This is a genomic window from Streptomyces sp. CY-1, assembly GCF_047218265.1.
In the GTDB taxonomy this organism is placed as follows: Bacteria; Actinomycetota; Actinomycetes; order Streptomycetales; family Streptomycetaceae; genus Streptomyces; species Streptomyces niphimycinicus.
Genome location: NZ_CP178393.1, coordinates 4,416,602 through 4,433,853 on the forward strand (window position 1 = coordinate 4,416,602; position 17,252 = coordinate 4,433,853).

The window sequence follows — 17,252 nt, forward strand, 5'->3', positions numbered from 1 at the left end:
AGAGGACCGAACACAGGGGCGTGGACAGTCAGCGCTTCAGCGCAAGGTCAGCCGATAGCGCAGGGGCGAACGCCCGGTGATCAGGACCCGCTGTCCCGCCGGGGTCAGATCGCCGCCCATCCAGCTATAGCGCTCGCCGGAGTCCACGACGGCGGGCTGGCGCGGGCCGCTGCCGTTGCCGGGCCCGAAGGTGATCACGTCATCGCCCGCCGTATATGTCCCGTACCCCTTGACCAGCAGATACGTATCCTTCTGGCCGGGCACGGGGTCGACCCCGGTCAGCTTCCCGCCACTGCGGAAGCACAGTTCGAGGGCGAACGGGACCTCGGACTCGCCGATCTCGACGTCCAGGTTCCAGCCGCCGGCGGCCTCCGCGATCCGTATCTCGGTGCGCAGGGTCCGCCACTCCTTGGGGCGGTGCGGAAAGTCCATCGCGGACCAGAACCGGCCGTCGTCGGTCAGCGGATACCGCCCGTCGGGGCGACGGTGCTGGGGCGGCAGCGGCAGATGGAAACCGGCCCGCACCTCGGCCCACAGCCGCCAGCCGTCCGCCGTGGCCGCCACGTCCTCGGCCCGGAAGTGGCCGAGCGAGAAGAACTGCGGGGACAGCCGGAGCGAGTCCAGGATGGCCGCGCCCCTGCGCCATTTGAAGAACGTGGGGTTGGTGGACAGACCCGAGGAGATGGCGTGGACGTCGGGGAAGTCGGTGCCGCCGAAGACGGTGGTCCGGGTGTTTCCCTTCGCGATCCGGACCAGCCCGCAGTCCCGGTCGTGGAAGGTGAACTCCTCGGGCGCGCCGGTGGCCTTGGGCAGCGGCGCGGCCAGCTCCGGATGGTCCAGCACCTCGGCCAGGAAGTCCCCGAGCGGGGTCTCGTCGAAGGTCTGGTCCGCCCCGCGCCGCTGGATGGTGGCGGCGACGGCCGCGAACCGCCCGTCCCGCTCCCGCAGCGCCAGGGCCCGGAACTGTAGCCAGTACTCGGACAGATGCTTGAGGGTCTTCTGGTCCTGGCGGCGCGAATGCACCGTCTCCACCTCGCCGTTCGGCTCCAGGAGGTGAAGGGTGGCTTCCAGGTTGCGGCGCACGTGGTCGTACAGCCGCGGGCGCTCGGTGAGCCGGGCGAGGGTCAGCAGCGAGGGGTTGGTGACGATGGGCGCGTAGGTGGCGCTGCGCTCGCTGTACTGGCCGCCGGCGTACTGGTCGATGCCCTCGGCCAGCCAGGCGTCGATACGGCGGGTGTAGCGGGCGTCGGGCCAGAAGGAGTTGATCCGGGCCAGCGCGGCGCACACCTTCCAGCGGTGGTTGGGGGTGTGCACCCCGCCGGTGGACAGGCCCTTGCCCGCCTTGAGCAGGATCGTCTTCAAGGTGGCGCGGATCGCCCGGGTGCCGGTGTGGCCGTCCGCGTCCAGCAGGCCGTACACCAGCCCCAGGTCGACGATCGAGAAGGCGGTGTCCGGGGGCGAGTGGACCGCGCCCTGGTCGTAGAGGCCGTCGTCGAACTGGGCGGCGGCCAGGGCGTCCACGAGCCGGGTCATCGGCGCGAGCAGCGCGCCGTCGTGGTGGTGGGCGGCGTCGCCCCACACATGGACGGAGGTGAGCAGCCGCAGGCCGCGGGCGGCGGGGCGGGCCTGACCGAGGTTGTTGAGCTGGTCGAGGACCGCGTCGAGTCCGTCCACGACCTCGGCCACCCGGGCGTCGGCCGCCTCGGTGAGCAGGGCCAGGAACGGCTGGTCGACCCGGTCCGCGGCCGAGGCCCGGTCCGCGGCCGAGGCGGCACCCGGGGCGCCGACGGCCGGCAGCCCGCCCGCGACGGCGGTCCCGGCGAGGAAGTGACGGCGGGGAAGAGGGGTCACAGGTGGCGCTCCGTGGCTCTGGCGGCGATCGCGAGGGGGCCGGGGACGAGGAAGAGCAGCGGTGGATAGGCCCAGGCGCAGACGGCGGCGGTGGCGACGGCCAGCAGCAGCACGGCGCTCGCCCGTGGCCCGCGCACGCTGTCGTACGCCGCCGAGCGCAGCGCGGCCCGCCAGCTCGTCGCCGACTCGGGGCGGGCGCAGGCCCGCAGATACACGACGGCGAGCAGTCCGGCCACGGCGAGCAGCGCGGGCCGGAAGACCACCGCGCCCGGCAGTCCCGCCCCCGCCGCGAGCGCGTTGAACAGCAGCAGGACGCCCCCGGCCAGCAGCCCCGCCCCGGCCAGCAGATCGCCGGTGCGCAGCCGTTGCCGCAGCGCGCGGAGGTAGCCGCCCGCCGTGGTGGGCGCGTCCTGGCGCACCCGCCGGTCCAGGACGGCGCAGGCCGTGGACATGGCGGCCGGGGCGGTGATCAGCGGCAGCGAGGCGGCGGCGGTGGCCAGGCCCACCGCCAGGACGTCGGCGAAGAGCGCGAAGCGCGGGCCGAACAGCTCGCCGGGTTCACGTTTGGTGGCGGTGTCCATGGCCGGTCACCCCTTCAGTCCGGAGCTGGCCATGCCCTCGACCAGGAACCGCTGGAACGCGAGGAAGAAGAGCACGATGGGCAGCAGCGCGAACACCGACATCGCGAACATCGGGCCGAAGGCCGACTGGCTGGAGGCGTCCACGAAGGACCGCAGGGCCAGGGTCAGGGTGAACTTCTCCGGCTCGAAGAGATAGATGAGCTGGGTGAAGAAGTCGTTCCAGGTCCAGATGAAGGTGAAGATCGCGGTGGTGATCAGGGCGGGCCTGGTCAGCGGCAGGATGACGCTGAAGAACGAGCGGAAGGGCCCGCAGCCGTCGATCCGCGCCGCCTCCTCCAGCTCCCGCGGCAGTCCGCGCATGAACTGCACGATGAGGAAGACGAAGAAGGCGTCGGTGGCCAGGAACTTCGGCAGGATCATCGGCCAGTAGGTGTTCACCATGCCGAGCTGGTTGAAGATGATGTACTGCGGAATGAGGATGGCGTGGTGCGGCAGCATGATCGTCGCGATCATGAACGCGAAGAGCGGACCGCGCATCCTGAACCGCAGCCGTGCGAAGGCGTACGCGGCGAGCGAGCAACTGATGACGTTGCCGAGCACCGCGCCGCAGGCGATGAGCAGCGAGTTCCACAGCAGGCGTCCGACGCTGACCTCGTTCACCCCGTCCAGGGCGGTGGAGTAGTTGCTCCATTCGAAGTGGCTGGGCAGCAGCTTGAGGCTGGCGATGACCTCGTCGGCGGGCTTGAACGAGGTCGCCAGCAGCCAGGCCAGCGGATAGAGCATCACCAGCAGCACGGCGATCAGGCAGGCGTGCAGCGCGATCCGGCCCGCGGGCCGCCGCCGCGCCGCCGGGGTGGCCGGGCTGGTCGGGCCGGCCGGGGCGGTGGAGATCGGGGCGGTGGTCATCGGGCCCCCTCGTTGTTGTCGTTGGCGTAGAAGACCCAGGCCCGGGAGGTGCGGAAGAGGACCGCGGTGACGGCCCCGATGGCCAGCAGCAGCACCCAGGCCATGGCGGAGGCGTAGCCCATATGGGAGGCGGTGAAGCCGCGGTCGTAGAGGTAGAGCGTGTAGACCAGCGTGGAGTCGGCGGGTCCGCCCTTGCCCGCGCTGACCGCGAAGGCGGGGGTGAAGACCTGGAACGCCTGGATCATCTGGAGCACCAGGTTGAAGAAGAGCACCGGGGAGAGCATCGGGATGGTGATGGAGCGGAACTGCCGCCACCAGGACGCCCCGTCGACCGCCGCCGCCTCGTACAGCTCCACGGGTATCTGCTGAAGCCCGGCCAGGAAGATCACCATGGGGGCGCCGAACTGCCAGATGGTCAGCAGCGCGACCGACAGGATGGCCCAGCCCGGCTTGTTGATCCAGCCGCCGATGTCGATGCCCATGCCGGAGAGCAGATTGTCCACCGAGCCGCCGTCGTTGAAGATCGCCCGCCAGACCAGGGCGATGGACATCGACGCGCCGAGCAGCGAGGGCGCGTAGAACGCCGAGCGGTAGAAGCCCTTGCCGCGCTTGACCGACTTCAGCGCGATCGCGACGGCGAGCGCCATGGCGAGCTGAAGCGGCACCGCGATCACGACATACGTCAGGGTCGTGATGACCGACCGCCAGTAGCGGGGGTCCTCGGTGAACATCTGCGTGTAGTTGCGGAAGCCGATCCACTGGGGCGCGTCGAACATGTCGTAGTCGGTGAACGACAGATACAGGGACACGGCCATGGGCAGCAGCGTCAGCACGGCGGCGCCGAGCACCCATGGGGACAGGAACACCCAGGCGGCCCCCTGCCGCTCGCGCTTCGGCGCCCGCTTGCCGCCTGCGGCGGGGGGCGCGGCGTCCTGGGGGCGGGTCGCGGTCGCGGTCATTGCCTCAGCTCCGCCTTCGCCTCGGTGATGTAGTTCTCCGCCGCCTCGCGTGGCGACATGCGCTCGTAGCTGACCTGGTCGTAGTCGCGCGAGAAGGTGGACTGAAGGGAGGTGTCACCCTTGGGCGGCGCGGGCGGGGGATCCTTCAGCCTGCCCTCGAACTGCTTCTGGTACGTGGAGATGACCTGGTCGAAGCCCTCCAGCTTGGGCAGTACGCCCTGCCGGATGGCGTCGTTGGCCGGGATGCCGCGAGAGGCGCCGAGGATGGCGCCCGCCTCCTTGTCGTTGAGCAGGAAGTCGATGAACTGGGCCGCCTGCTTGGGGTGTCCGGTCTTGGCCGAGGCGCCGAAGAACATCGACGGTTTGAAGTACTGCCCGGGGGTGCCGTCCTCGCCGACCGGGAACGGTGCCAGCTTCAGCCCCTCGCCGACGATGGCCGAATAGCCGCTGACGGGGGCGTCCCAGTTGAAGTCGGCGACGGACTTCAGCCGGCCCAGCGGGGTGTTCTCCACCGTCCCGTCCATCTGGGTGGTCTGCTCGGCCGACGAGACCGCGCCCTCCTTGCGGAGCCCCGTGCACCACTCCCAGTAGCGGGTCAGATCGTCGGCGGTGAAGCCGAGCTTCTCGTCCTTGACGTAGAGGGATTTGCCCTGGCCGCGCAGCCAGATCTCGAAGACGTCCTCGCTCTGGCCCGGATCGGTGGAGCCGACCCGCCCCTTGGTCGCCGGGGACGCCGCCAGCTTGCGCATCGCGTCGGCCCAGTCGTCCCAGGTCCAGGTCAGGGTGGGCTCGGGGACGCCCGCCTTGCGCCACAGGGTGGCGTCGTACGCCATCGTCTCGGTGCCGCGGGCCACCGGGAGGGCGTACTGCCTGCCGTCCACCACCCCGGTGGCCAGCAGCCCCTTGTCGATCTCCGAGGTGCGCAGCTCGGGGTGTTCGCCGAGGTTCAGCAGAATGCCGGAGGTGGCGTACTGGTTGATCTGCCGGTAGTCGAGCTGCATCACATCGGGCGCGTCGCCGCCCGCCGCCTGCGTGGCCAGCTTCGCCTTGTAGGTGTCGAAGCCCGCGAAGGACGTGCTGATGTCGATATCGGGGTGGCGCTTCTCGAAGAGCTTGACGGCCTCTTCGGTGCGGGCGGCCCGGTCGGGGTTTCCCCACCAGGTGAACCGCAGGCTGACCTTGCCGCCCGAGCCGCCGCCGCCATCGCCGCCGCAGCCCGTGAGGGTCCCCCCGAGCGTGAGCACGAGAGCCAGGGCGCAGGACGCCTTTGTCCTGTTTCTGCGCATACCGGAGCCGACCTCCCTCCTAAATTGTCCGTTGAGCGTATGAGCGTGCGTGGTGGTGTGCTACGGCGGCTATTCGCCGTAATACGGGAGCGTGACACCGGGCAGTTCGTACTCGTCCCGGCGGCCGCACATGCCGTAGCCGCCCCGGCGGCTGGGCCCGGTCGCGGTGACCCGCGCCTCGGCCAGATGCGAGGGGTCGCCCGCGGCGAGCGCGGTGAGCTGCTCTCCGGTGCGCCGCGCGGCGGCGAGCGCCCCGTCCCGCCAGCGCGGCTCCCACTCCTTCACCTTGGGCGCGGCGATCCGCACCGCCGCCTCGTGGAAGGCGCGCAGCGGCCCGTCGTCGCCCTGCTCGGCGGCGGCCCGCAGCGTCAGATAGCCCTCGATCGCCAGGTCCCGACGGCGCCGGGCCGCCGCGTCGGCCTCCGGCCCCTCCTTGGCGGGCAGCGCGGCGGCCGCCGCGTACCGCTCGGGGTCGGCCAGCACCTCCGGCGGGAAGGTGAAGACGGCGTCCCCGGCCTCCGGCAGCCCGCTGTTCTGCATCAGCACGGTCACCTTGAGCCCACCGCCCTGCACCATCCGGTGCACCGTGCCGGGGGTGAACCACACCACCGCGCCCGGCTCCAGCGGGGTCTGCGTGAAGCCGTCCCCGACAGTCAGGGTCTGCACGGCGCCGCGTCCGGCGGTGACCACATACGCCTCGGTGCAGGCCAGATGGAGATGGGGGCTGCCGCCGCACACCCCGTCGGCGGCCTCCCACTCGTACGCGCTGATGTGGGACATTCCCACACCGCCCGGCAGCGGGGCGAACATCTCGGAGGACGCGCTCATCCGGCTCACCACCCGTGCTTCTCGAGGTAGCCCTCGGCGCGCGCCCGGTCCCAGGCGCCGTCCGCGACCACCACCCGGTAGCGGTAGCCGAAGGACTCCCCCGGCGGAAGCTCGAACTCCTCGAAGAACGCCCAGGAGGGGGCGACCGAGGGGATCGGCTCGGAGCGTACGAACCAGTGGGAGGCGTGGATGGAGTCGGCGTTCTCCGGCGCATGGGCGAACAGCAGCGTGGAGTGCCCGTCCACGCCGTCGTGCTCGCCGGTGAACGCGACCCAGGGGGCCTCGGCGGCCGGGGTGCCCATCAGGTCCGATGCACCCTTCTCGCCCTCGCCGCCGCGCCCGTCCGGGCCGATCACATCGCCGCCGGTGAAGTCGCGCGGGCCGCGCCAGTTGAGCCCGGTGTACCCGGCCATCTCCCGGCCGGCGGTGGTCGGGGAGCCGAAGTGCAGGGCCTCGCCGCGGATGTTGGTGAGGCGGATGGACCAGTCCAGGGCCCAGGTGCCCTGCTCCGGTTCCACCGAGTGGAGTTCGATGGTGCGCACCTCACGCGCCCACTCCTGCCCACCGTTCTCGACCCAGGTGAGGTTCTCCACGAAGCGCAGCCGGTCGTCCGCGACCGCGAACTCCTCGAAGCCGTCGTGGCGCATCGAGCCGACGCGCTCCTCGACATGCTGGTAACCCTGTTCGGGGCCGAGGTAGGAGTTGCCGCCCCAGAAGTTCTGGCCGGACAGATGGCTGGAGGTCATCTGGAGGCCCTTGTGCCAGCGGTGGTCGCTGGGCCGGTAGCCGGAGACCGGGTTTCCGGCCAGGGTGCGCAGCGGGTGGGCGTAGGGCTTACGGGCCTCGAAGGCTTCCGGGTCGGGCCGGTAGACGTAGGCCATCAGCTCGACGCCGCCGGAGGCGACCGAGATCCGCTCGCCGTGGGTGTGGGTGACGGTGATGTGCTGGGTCATGGCGGCCTCAGCTCTCCTTGGTGGTGGCGGTCGCTGCCTTCGGCGCCCATGCGGGGTGGTTGCCGTGCATGGCGTCGTAGTACGGATCCCCGGGCACGATCTCGCCCGCGCGCACGGGCTGCCCGGTGAAGGCCGCCTTGTAGAGCGCGGCGATGAACTCGAGGGTGCGACGGGCGTCCTGACCGCTGCCGGGGGGCCGTACGCCATCGCGCATCGCGTCCAGCAGCCCGGTCAGTTGGGCCCCGTGCGAGCTGGGCAGATCGGCGGCCGGGGTGCGCCAGCGCCGCTGCCTGGCGGCCTCGTCGCGGACGTGCGGGGCGGGGGTATAGACCCAGTCGTCGTTGCGGTGGCCGTAGAGGTGGGTCAGCTCGACGGTGGCGTCCGCGCAGTCGATACGGATCCGGCTGACCTCGTCGGGCGAGAGCACGCTGTTGACGACGGTGGCCATGGCGCCATTGGCGAACCGCACCAGCGCGGTGGACACGTCCTCGCTCTCCACCGCGTGGACCAGCCGTCCGGCCATACCGCGGATCTCGGTCCAGTCGCCGAGGAGATGGAGCAGCAGATCCATCTGATGGATGCCGTGGCCCATCGAGGGGCCGCCGCCCTCGGACTCCCAGCGGCCGCGCCACGGCACCGCGTAATAGGCGGTGTCGCGGTGCCAGGTGGTCTGGCAGTGGGCCACCAGCGGCTGCCCCAGGGCGCCCTCGGCCAGCAGCTCGCGGGCGTGGACGGCGCCCGAGCCGTAGCGGTGCTGGAAGACCACCGAGGCGTACGGGCCGCCCGCCTCCCGCTCGGCCGCGGCTATCTCGTCGTACTCGGCGAGCGTGAGGCACAGCGGCTTCTCGCACAGCACCCAGGCACCGGCCTTCAGCGCGGCCACCGTCTGCTCGCGGTGCAGGGAGGGCGGGGTGCCGATGAGGACCAGGTCGGGGCGCTCGGCCTCCAGCATGGCCGCCACATCGGGGTAGCCGGTGACGGCGAAGGTGTCGTTTTCGGCCGCCGTGGCGCGGAAGGCGTCGAGCCGGTCGGCGGCCACGTCGACGGCGGCGACGAGGTCCACACGGTCGGCGTGATCACGTAGTGCGGGCAAATGGCTGCCGGTGACGATGGCTCCGGTGCCGACCACTGCGGCACGGATACGGGCGGTGGCTGCTGCGGCCATGGGCTCAGGCTCCTCGCCGGGGGTAAGCGCTTGCTGGGGAGGACCCTAGGCATGGTCCGGATGACAGGACAAGACCCTGGACGGCAGAATCGCGCCGCTCATGGAGTGAGAGCATGGGGGCGCCGACAAGTGCGCGCGGTGTCCCACAAGGTGACCACCGGGTGACCATCCAACGGAGGAAACATGGCAGTGACCCTGGCCGATGTGGCGGCACGGGCTCGGGTCTCGGCGGCCACCGTGTCGCGCGTCCTGAGCGGCAACTACCCCGTGGCGGAGTCGACCCGGACCCGGGTGCTGCGCGCCGTCGATGAGCTGGAGTACGTGGTCAACGGCCCGGCAAGCGCTCTCGCCGCCGCCACCTCCGATCTGGTCGGGGTGCTCGTCAACGACATCGCGGACCCCTTCTTCGGCATCATGGCGGGCGCCGTACAGGCCGAGATGGGCGCACCGGCGGGCGAACCGGGCCGGGGCGGCGAGAAGCTCGCGGTCATCTGCAACACCGGTGGGTCGCCCGAGCGCGAACTGAACTACCTCACCCTGCTCCAGCGGCAGCGCGCCGCCGCCGTCGTGCTCACCGGCGGCGCGGTCGAGCACCCCGACCACGCCGCCGCCGTGGCCGCCAAGGCGTCCCGGCTGGCCGCGTCCGGCACCCGGGTGGTGCTGTGCGGCCGTCCGCCGATCGCGGACGCGACCACCCTCACCTTCGACAACCGCGGCGGCGCCCGCCGCCTCACCGAACATCTGCTGACCCTCGGCCACCGCCGGATCGGCTATGTGGCGGGCCCCGCCGAGCGCACCACGACCCGCCACCGGCTGGAGGGCCACCGGGCGGCGCTCGGCGCCGCCGGTCTCGACGCCGACCTGGAGCGGCTGACCGTGCACGGCCTGTACGACCGCGCCTCCGGCTACGACGCGACCCTCGAACTGCTGCGCCGCGACCGGGATTTGACGGCCATAGTCGCCGCCAACGACACCATCGCGCTCGGCGTCTGCGCAGCCCTGCGCGATCAGGGTCTGCGGATCCCCGAGGACGTCTCGGTCGCGGGCTTCGACGACCTTCCGTTCAGCGCGGACGCGGTCCCGGCCCTCACGACGATGCGGCTGCCCCTGCACGAGGCGGGGGCGCGGGCCGGGCGCCTGGCCCTGGGCCGCGAGCCGCAGCCGCCGGGCGGGGTGGCGATGGTCCGCGCCGAACTGATGGCTCGCGCCTCGACGGCGCCGCCGCGCGGCTGAACGATGCACTCCGTGCGGGGCGGGGCTCCTACGTACGGAGACGTGCGGGGCGGGCCTCCTACGTACGGAGGGTGGGCCACCGGCGCCGTCACTCCGGCGGGGGCCCGGAGCCCAGCAGCCCACCCCGGCTATGCGCCGGTCCGCCGGCGGGGAGCGCGGATCACCGGACGGCCGCCGTCCGGCGGGGCGGGGCGCTGTGCGGCGCGGGCCGCCTCGCATGCGGCGCTGACCGCCTCGCACGAGGGGGCACAGACGTAGAGCCGGTACGTCTCGGTGACGCTGCCGTACTCCACCTCCACCGTGCAGATCGGCCGGTCCGCGTAGAGGCGTGCCGCGCACAGGGCACAGTTCCAGCCCTGGAGCTGGCCGAAGACCCACGTCCGGCCCGGGGTCTGTAGCTCCGCTATCCGCTCCCGCTCGGTGCGCTCGCCCTCCGTCATCGGGTACGCCCCCGTTCGCGGGCGCGGCGCATGGCGGCGGCCTCGGCGACCGGGTCGCGCCGGTGGGCCAGGGCGTGGGGCGGGCAGGCGTACACCGTGCGGCCGGGTCCGCTGCCGCCGTGCTGGACGTCCACGATGACGGGCTCGTCGGTGGGCAGCTCGCAGCGGTAGCAGGTCTGGCGCCCCTGCGGGACCGGGCCGAGTTCGACGCGGTCGGCCTCGGCCAGCGCTCCCCACAGCTTCCAGGCGTCGGTCAGGTAGCGGTCGACCGAGAGCGGCACGCGCCAGTGGGTGCCGGGCGGCGTGGTCCATGAGTTGGGCGGCACACCGAGGTAGCTGCACTCGTCCGCCAGCTCGCTCAGGACCCGCACCTGCCGCAGATGCCAGCTCGTGGCGGAGCCCACCGCGACGAGCCAGTACAGGGTGCCGTACTTGTCCTGGATGACGGCGCCGTTCTCGTCGCCGAGGAGTTTTAAGGCACGTTCCCCGACGGTCGGCGCGGCCCGTACGGCGTCCCATTGTCTGCCTGCGGGTAACGCCTGAACATCGGTGGCGGGCGGCGGTGTCCACAAGGCTCTGGTCGTCACGTCGGGCTCCCCTGCTGATCTACGAGGGGCGGCGCCGAACAGGTTCCTGGCGGGAGCAAGGGCCGACGCCGCCGCGATGCGGATCACGCTAGGTGCGCGCGCGATCACAGCCCAGTGACGAAGTGCCGTAGTCCGGCCTCAGTTTTCGGCCGGACTACGGCACTTGTTCATGCTGCCGGGTCCACGCCCAGCCGCACCGCGAGCTTTCGCAGGTCTCGGTCGCGACGCCGCTCGGTCTCCAGCAGTCCGCCCACTGTGGAGGCGGCGAGCATCTGGTGGGTCAGCCACTCGGGATGCTCCTCGTCGAGGGTGAGCAGCACATCGCGGGCTCCCTCGTCGTCATGCGTCTGGTAGCGGGCGAATGCCAGATCCAGCCGGTGCCTGGCGCGCGAGATCTTCCACGGCAGCTCATCCAGATTGACGCCACTGGCTGTGGCCAAAGCCTTGTCCGGATGGCCGAGCGACACCTGGACGGTGGTGGCCTGCATGCCCACGCTCGCCGGGCCGAAGGCGGTGCCTCGCACCCGTACCGCCCCGGACAGCGCGGCCGCCGCCTCCGCCTGCCTGAGGAAGGTGAGCGCGTCGTCCTTTGTGCTGTCGGACTCATCCCGGTTCGCCCGGGCCGCCGAGACGGCACCGGACAGCAGCAGGATCCCGAACATCGCGAACTTCTCGGGATCGCGGTCGGAGAGCCGGGGCTCGATCTCGGCCGCCCTGCGGGTCGCGACCTGCTGGGCATCGCTCCATCGGCCCTGCCGCAGGAGCACAAGCGAAAGGGTCGAGACGGCGAGAGCGTGCCGCAGCTCGTCGCCGGCGCGCGCGGTGGCGTGCATGGCTCGCTCCACCGCCGTGTAGGCCAGATCGGTCTGCCCCAACTGCGCGGCCACGTCGGCGACGATGATGTGAGCGGCGGCGGACATCGACCACACCGTGTCGTGGTCGGGGCCGCCCTCGGCCTCACGGGTCGCCGCCTTCAGATCGGTGACGAGCCCGGGCAGCATGCCGACCAGGTCGGTGAACTGGCCGCGCCGATAGTGCCTCTGGGCCTGCTCCATGACCGGGCGGAGATCGTCCGGGCCGGGCGCGTCACTGTCCGCGCCGCACAGGTCCAGCCCCGGCAGATCGCTCGGGGCCTGGATGGCGGCCCGCAACGCGATGACTCCGCCGTCGGGCGCGAGAGATCGCGTCATGGTGGGCTGGCCCAGCAGGCGGGCGAGCTCGATATCGAGTGCGCCCGCGAGCTTCTGATACGTGACGATTCTCGCTCCCCGCTGGGTGCCCTGCTCCAACCTGCGGATGGTGTCGACGGACACCCCCGCGCGGTCGGCGAGTTGCTCTTGCGTGAGGTCGCGGATGTCGCGAAGTCGGGCCAGTCGCTTGCCAACGGACAGATCAGTCATGCGATACACCACCGCCAGAAGGTCTTTGGGCCACGGTACGCCCGGAGCGGGGAGCCGTGGGAGCCCAGCAGGCATTGGGCACACGAAGGAGCCCTTCGCCCGGCCCGCAGGCCGGACAAGCTCGAAGCGCGTTGGCGGCGCGGTCGCCGCCGCCGACATCTGCCTCCCCGGGGTGGGGACCCCTCTTCCCAAATACTTGATCTGGCGCAACTATAAGGTCAAGCGAAATCGACACAGGGGTACGGAGGGGTGCCGGATGGGCCCGCGCGACAATCTCGATCTGGCCGTGGACGAGGTCCGCGACTTCAACCGGATGTACACCCGCCTGATCGGCGTCCTCGACTACCCGGGGCAGCTCAACACCCCGTACACGCTCAGCGAGGCCCGCATCCTCTACGAGCTGGCGCGGCGGGAGCGCACCCACGTCTCGGCGCTGCGCGAGCACCTCGGGGTCACCGCCGCGCATCTGAGCCGGACGCTCAGCCGGTTCGAGGAGCGGGGGCTGGTGACGCGCGAGCGCCACTACCGCGATGCCCGCTTCCAGGAGGTGCTGCTCACCGCCGAGGGCCGGGCGGCGGCGGAGGATCTGGACCGGCGGTCGCGGGAGGCGGTGACCGGGCTGCTGGCCAAGGTCCCCTGGAACGAGCTGGGGCGGCTGCGGGAGGCCCTGGCCACCGCGCGGCACGCGCTCACCGGTCCGGCCGACCCCGAGTTGCGGCTGCGCGGGCTGGAGCCGGGCGACCTGGGCTGGATCGTGCAGCGCCACGGCGCCGTGTACGCCCGGGAGTTCGGGTGGAACGCCGAGTTCGAGGCCCTGGTGGCCCGGATCGTCGGGGAGTTCGGCGCGAGCCATGACCCGGCCCGCGAGCGGGCGTGGATCGCGGAACTCGACGGCCGCCCCGTCGGGTCGGTGATGTGCGTCCGGGACGAGCGGCCCGATACGGCCCGGCTGCGGCTGCTGCTCGTCGAACCGGAGGCGCGGGGGCGGCGGCTCGGCGAGCGGCTGGTCGGCACCTGTATCGACTTCGCACGCGAGGCGGGCTACCGCGATCTCGTGCTGTGGACCAATGACGTCCTGACCTCCGCCCGCCGGATCTACGAGGGGGCCGGGTTCGAGCTGATCGCCGAGAAGCCGCACCGCGGCTATGGCTCGCCCCTGGTCGGGCAGGACTGGCGGCTCGCGCTCCAGGGCTCGTCGCACGGCTGACGGCCCGCGGTCCGCGTGCGGTCCGCCCGCGGTCCGGGTGATGTGCCGTGCACAGCCAGGCGGGCCTGGTGAAGTCGGCCGCGGTTCAGCGGCGCGGCCAAGGGGCGCGGGGCTGTGTCGATGTGCGGCTCCGCCGCGACTGTGTCGATGTGCGGCTCCGCCGCGTGGGACCAGCCACGACCGCGCCGCGGACGAACGACGGCACATCACGGCACATCCAGCGGAGCGCCGAGCACCACCACACCGTGACGCAGGTCACCGCAGCGGGGTCCGCGCGGTGGACAGGGGGGAGTGTGGAGACTTCACTGCGCACCCGCGTGCGAGCCGGGGACCCGGATGCCTTCGGGCAGCTCTTCGACGAGTGCGCCTCGGTGGTCTACCGGCATGCCGTCCGGCTGACCGGCGACTGGGGCCGAGCCGCCCGTCAAGCAGCCAACCGGCGCCACTCCGGCGGGCGCCCTTCCCAGTCGCGCAGATGACGAGGCGTCACCTCGACCGGAAATCCGCTCGCGCGGACGGGCCCGGTAAGGGAAGGATCAGCGCACACGCAGGCCCGTACAGCACGCGGACATCGCACGGGGAACCATCCACACGACGCACCCGTGCGGCGCGTCGGCACGGCACAAGAGCAAAGGGCGTACCCCTGAGTACCCAGCAGGTCATCGAGTGGACCGAGGACGGCCGGACCCGGACCGCCCACTGGCGCTCCGAGAACGGCACGCCACCGCCCCGGCGGATCGAGGTGGCGGACGACCGGATGCCCGTCGCCACCGCCCACCGCCTCACCTGCGAGGGCACCGCGCTGCTGTGGCGCGGCGACTACCAGGGCGCCCGCCAGTTGCTGACGGCGATGGCGCGCCGGATCGACCGCGGACCGCGCCGGGCCAAGGAGCGGCGGGCCCCGGCGGCGTCACCGGCCGAGGCGTTCCACCGGCACCGCCAGGCCCGGTCCCGGCGGGCCCGGCTGCTGGGGATGCTGCTGGTGCCGCTGGACGCGGACTTCGGCATCCCGCTGCGCCGGGCGCCGGACGTACGGCAGGCGTGCGCCGAGGCGTACGGCCCGGCGGGCGGGCACCCGTCGGTGACCTCGCTGCCGGAGTTGCTCGGGCTGATCGGCGCGCATGAGTGGCGCCGTAAGGGCGTCAAGGTGCCGGCGCTGGGCGGGGACCGCGTCCATCCGCACTACGGGGTCTTCTCGCCGGTGCGCGGCGAGTACGTCGACCTGGTGGCCGAGGCCCCGCTGCCCACTCATGAGCTGGCCTTCGACATCGGCACCGGAACCGGCGTGCTGGCCGCCGTCCTCGCCCGGCGCGGCATCCAGCGGGTGGTGGCCACCGACCAGGACGCACGGGCGCTGGGGTGCGCCCGCGAGAACGCGGCCCGCCTGGGCCTGTCCGACCGGGTCGAGGTGGTCGAGGCCGACCTCTACCCGCCGGGCCGCGCCCCGCTGGTGGTCTGCAACCCGCCCTGGGTCCCGGCCCGGCCCTCCTCACCGCTCGAATACGCGGTCTACGACCCGTCCAGCCGTATGCTGCGCGGCTTCCTGAACGGGCTGACCGGGCATCTGACCCCCGGCGGCGAGGGCTGGCTGATCCTCTCCGACCTCGCCGAACACCTCGGCCTGCGGCCACGCGCCGAACTCCTGGCCGCCTTCGCCACGGCGGGCCTGACGGTCGCGGACCGCCTGGACATCCGCCCCACCCACCCCCGCGCCGTCGACCCCACCGACCCCCTCCACGCGGCCCGCGCGGCGGAGGTCACCTCGCTGTGGCGGCTGACGGCGGGCTGAGCGAGCGCCGCGGGGAGCGGGGGCCCGGCACAGGCCACCGCCCCCGCCGGACCGCTGTCCGCGCGGGAGGTGCCGAACCTGGACGTGCTCACCCTGGACGTGCTCACCCTGGACGTGCCCGCCCCGGACACGGTGGTGCTCGCCGGTCAGGCCGCCGCCAGCGCCTCGGTCGGGGGCAGCCGCGAGGCACGGATCGACGGGTAGACGCCGGCCACCATGCCGATCAGGACCGTGCTCGCCGTGCCCAGAGCGAGCGCGGGGAGGGGGATCACGGTCGGCCAGCCCTGGTAGGTGGCGTAGCCGAGGGTCGCGAGGACACCGAGGACCGTACCCGCGACACCGCCGAGCGTACTGAGCACCACGGACTCGGTGAGGAACTGGGCGCGGATCTGGCCCCGTCCGGCTCCCAGCGCCCGGCGCAGACCTATCTCCGTGCGGCGCTCCAGAACCGAGATGTACATCGTGTTGGCCACGCCGATCCCGCCGACCAGCAGCGCCACCCCCGCCAGGCCCAGGAACAGGGCCGAGAACGTCGTCCGGGTGGCGCGTTTGGCCAGCAGGGCGTCGGACGGACGGCTGACCTGGACCAGGCCGGGCAACTGGGGATACAGCGTGTCCGGCAGGACCGCGCTGACGTCCTCGATGGCGTCCTCCTCGGCCTTCACGTAGATCACCGTGGGGTGCCCGTCGAAGCCCAGCTCGCTCTTGGCGGCCTGCCAGCCGACGAGGACGGAGCGGTCCAGCTCGGGGGCGAGCGGCATGCGGTCCAGGATCCCGACGACGGTGAACCACCGGTCGTCGATGACGACCTGCGGCGGCTGCCGGCCGTGGACCAGCCGGGGGATTCCGAGCCGGGCGGCGGCCTGGTAGCCGAGGACCGCGGTGGGGAACGACGAGGTGGCGGCGGAGAGGAACCGGCCGGAGCGGACCGTGCCGCTCACGGCGGGCAGCAGGTTGGTCCTGGCGGCCAGGACGTTGAGGCCGAGGCCGTCGTTCGGGTCGGTGCGATCCGAACGGCGGACGAGGGCGTGGGTGTTGGCGACGGCGCTCGCCTCGGTGACCGGGCGGATCCGCTCGGCCATCCGGTGGGCCTGCTCCGGCAGCAGGACGGGCGGCTCCTGGTCCGCCTGCGGCTGGGCCCGCAGCATGTTCGTACCGAGCGCGGACAGTTGCTCGTCCAGGTGCTCCTGGCTGGACGCCGGGATGCCGGTGACCAGGACCAGGGTGGCGATGCCGATGGAGATGCCGAGTGCGCTGAGCGCGGCCCGCATCCTGCGGGTGAGGAGGCCGAGCAGGCCGAGGCGCAGCACGTCGGAGGGGGCCAGTCGCACCGGCCGGATGTCGGTGGGGTGGATCATTCGCGCCCCCGCCCCGTGCCCGCTCCGGTGTCGGAGACGACGCGGCCGTCGCGGATCTCGACACGGCGTGGCATCCGGGCGGCGATGTCCCGGTCGTGGGTGATGACGGCGATGGTGGTTCCCTCGCGGTTCAGGCTGACCAGCAGATCCAGTACGGCCCGCCCGTTGGCCGAGTCGAGTGCTCCGGTCGGCTCGTCGGCGAGCACCAGCGCGGGGTCGTTGACCAGGGCGCGGGCGATGGCGACACGCTGGCGTTCCCCGCCGGAGAGCTGGTGCGGCAGGTGCGCGGTCCGGGCGCCGAGGCCGACCCGTTTCAGGGCGGCGAGCGCGAGCGGCCGTCTCCGGCGGCGCGGCACCCCGGCGTACAGCAGGCCGGTGGCCACGTTCTCCGCCGCGGTGAGCCCTTCGGTGAGGTGGAAGTGCTGGAAGACGAAGCCGAGCCAGCGGCCGCGCAGCGCCGACAGCTTGCGGTCGGACAGCGCCGCCGCGTCCCGGCCGGCGATCTCCACGGATCCGCTGGTGGGCAGGTCCAGCGTGCCCATGATGTTGAGCAGGGTCGACTTGCCGGAGCCCGAGGGGCCGACGATGGCGAGGAGTTCGCCCGGGTGGACGGTGAGCGAGACGTCGTCCAGCGCCAGCACCCCGCCGCGGTACGCCTTGCTCGCGCCGCGAACGGCCAGCACGGGCGTGGCCGGGATGGCGGCGGCGC

17 protein-coding genes are annotated in these 17,252 nt (G+C 72.4%); 4 read left to right on the forward strand and 13 right to left on the reverse strand.

Annotated elements, in window-relative coordinates:
* Positions 1-36: 36 nt before the first annotated feature.
* The 8 genes from ACK1X7_RS18595 to ACK1X7_RS18630 form a co-directional block, all read right to left on the reverse strand.
* Entirely contained in the window at positions 37-1,851 is a 1,815-nt protein-coding gene (locus ACK1X7_RS18595) for a hypothetical protein (RefSeq protein ID WP_398159811.1), read from the reverse strand.
* The gene (locus tag ACK1X7_RS18600; RefSeq protein WP_390793668.1) at positions 1,848-2,432 is read right to left on the reverse strand and encodes a hypothetical protein; all 585 of its coding nucleotides are present in this window, start codon (positions 2,430-2,432) and stop codon (positions 1,848-1,850) included. The genes ACK1X7_RS18595 and ACK1X7_RS18600 overlap by 4 nt, the downstream gene beginning before the upstream one ends.
* Positions 2,433-2,438: 6 nt before the next feature.
* Entirely contained in the window at positions 2,439-3,338 is a 900-nt protein-coding gene (locus tag ACK1X7_RS18605) for a carbohydrate ABC transporter permease (protein ID WP_390793667.1), read from the reverse strand.
* On the reverse strand, positions 3,335-4,297 hold the full coding sequence (locus ACK1X7_RS18610; protein WP_385145749.1) for a carbohydrate ABC transporter permease: 963 nt from the start codon (positions 4,295-4,297) through the stop codon (positions 3,335-3,337). The genes ACK1X7_RS18605 and ACK1X7_RS18610 overlap by 4 nt, the downstream gene beginning before the upstream one ends.
* A complete protein-coding gene (locus ACK1X7_RS18615; protein ID WP_385145747.1) occupies positions 4,294-5,583 on the reverse strand; it encodes an ABC transporter substrate-binding protein in 1,290 nt (429 codons plus the stop codon). The genes ACK1X7_RS18610 and ACK1X7_RS18615 overlap by 4 nt, the downstream gene beginning before the upstream one ends.
* A 69-nt stretch (positions 5,584-5,652) precedes the next feature.
* Positions 5,653-6,411 (reverse strand): cupin, encoded by a 759-nt coding sequence (locus ACK1X7_RS18620; protein ID WP_390793665.1) that lies wholly within the window; start codon positions 6,409-6,411, stop codon positions 5,653-5,655.
* 5 nt (positions 6,412-6,416) lie between these two features.
* Entirely contained in the window at positions 6,417-7,364 is a 948-nt protein-coding gene (locus ACK1X7_RS18625; RefSeq protein ID WP_390793664.1) for a PmoA family protein, read from the reverse strand.
* A 7-nt stretch (positions 7,365-7,371) separates the two neighbouring features.
* Entirely contained in the window at positions 7,372-8,529 is a 1,158-nt protein-coding gene (locus tag ACK1X7_RS18630; RefSeq protein WP_390793663.1) for a Gfo/Idh/MocA family protein, read from the reverse strand.
* A 183-nt stretch (positions 8,530-8,712) separates the two neighbouring features.
* On the opposite strand from ACK1X7_RS18630, the gene ACK1X7_RS18635 reads away from it, so the two are divergent.
* Positions 8,713-9,762 carry a LacI family DNA-binding transcriptional regulator gene (locus tag ACK1X7_RS18635; RefSeq protein ID WP_382952666.1) on the forward strand — a complete coding sequence of 350 codons (1,050 nt, stop codon included), beginning with the start codon at positions 8,713-8,715 and terminating at the stop codon, positions 9,760-9,762.
* Between the two features lie 128 nt (positions 9,763-9,890).
* Here ACK1X7_RS18635 and ACK1X7_RS18640 read toward each other — a convergent pair whose 3' ends face one another.
* The 3 genes from ACK1X7_RS18640 to ACK1X7_RS18650 all read right to left on the reverse strand — a co-directional run bounded on the left by ACK1X7_RS18640 (position 9,891) and on the right by ACK1X7_RS18650 (position 12,189).
* Positions 9,891-10,202 carry a hypothetical protein gene (locus ACK1X7_RS18640; protein ID WP_413115374.1) on the reverse strand — a complete coding sequence of 104 codons (312 nt, stop codon included), beginning with the start codon at positions 10,200-10,202 and terminating at the stop codon, positions 9,891-9,893.
* On the reverse strand, positions 10,199-10,789 hold the full coding sequence (locus ACK1X7_RS18645) for a hypothetical protein (RefSeq protein ID WP_390793661.1): 591 nt from the start codon (positions 10,787-10,789) through the stop codon (positions 10,199-10,201). The genes ACK1X7_RS18640 and ACK1X7_RS18645 overlap by 4 nt, the downstream gene beginning before the upstream one ends.
* Positions 10,790-10,956: 167 nt before the next feature.
* The gene (locus ACK1X7_RS18650) at positions 10,957-12,189 is read right to left on the reverse strand and encodes a helix-turn-helix domain-containing protein (protein WP_385145733.1); all 1,233 of its coding nucleotides are present in this window, start codon (positions 12,187-12,189) and stop codon (positions 10,957-10,959) included.
* 256 nt (positions 12,190-12,445) lie between these two features.
* Between ACK1X7_RS18650 and ACK1X7_RS18655 the strand changes: the two genes are divergently transcribed.
* The 3 genes from ACK1X7_RS18655 to ACK1X7_RS18665 all read left to right on the forward strand — a co-directional run bounded on the left by ACK1X7_RS18655 (position 12,446) and on the right by ACK1X7_RS18665 (position 15,185).
* Positions 12,446-13,396, forward strand: a complete 951-nt coding sequence (locus ACK1X7_RS18655; protein WP_398159815.1) for a bifunctional helix-turn-helix transcriptional regulator/GNAT family N-acetyltransferase — start codon at positions 12,446-12,448, stop codon at positions 13,394-13,396.
* A 293-nt stretch (positions 13,397-13,689) separates the two neighbouring features.
* Positions 13,690-13,875 (forward strand): hypothetical protein, encoded by a 186-nt coding sequence (locus ACK1X7_RS18660; RefSeq protein WP_413115375.1) that lies wholly within the window; start codon positions 13,690-13,692, stop codon positions 13,873-13,875.
* A 164-nt stretch (positions 13,876-14,039) separates the two neighbouring features.
* Positions 14,040-15,185, forward strand: a complete 1,146-nt coding sequence (locus tag ACK1X7_RS18665) for a methyltransferase (protein ID WP_385145775.1) — start codon at positions 14,040-14,042, stop codon at positions 15,183-15,185.
* Positions 15,186-15,331: 146 nt separating this feature from the next.
* On the opposite strand, the gene ACK1X7_RS18670 is transcribed toward ACK1X7_RS18665, so the two are convergent.
* Both ACK1X7_RS18670 and ACK1X7_RS18675 read right to left on the reverse strand, forming a co-directional pair.
* Positions 15,332-16,543: an ABC transporter permease gene (locus ACK1X7_RS18670; protein ID WP_390793658.1), complete on the reverse strand. Its 1,212-nt coding sequence runs from the start codon at positions 16,541-16,543 to the stop codon at positions 15,332-15,334.
* Positions 16,540-17,241, reverse strand: a complete 702-nt coding sequence (locus ACK1X7_RS18675; protein WP_385145773.1) for an ABC transporter ATP-binding protein — start codon at positions 17,239-17,241, stop codon at positions 16,540-16,542. Before ACK1X7_RS18675 ends, ACK1X7_RS18670 begins: the two co-directional genes overlap by 4 nt.
* Positions 17,242-17,252: the final 11 nt, after the last annotated feature.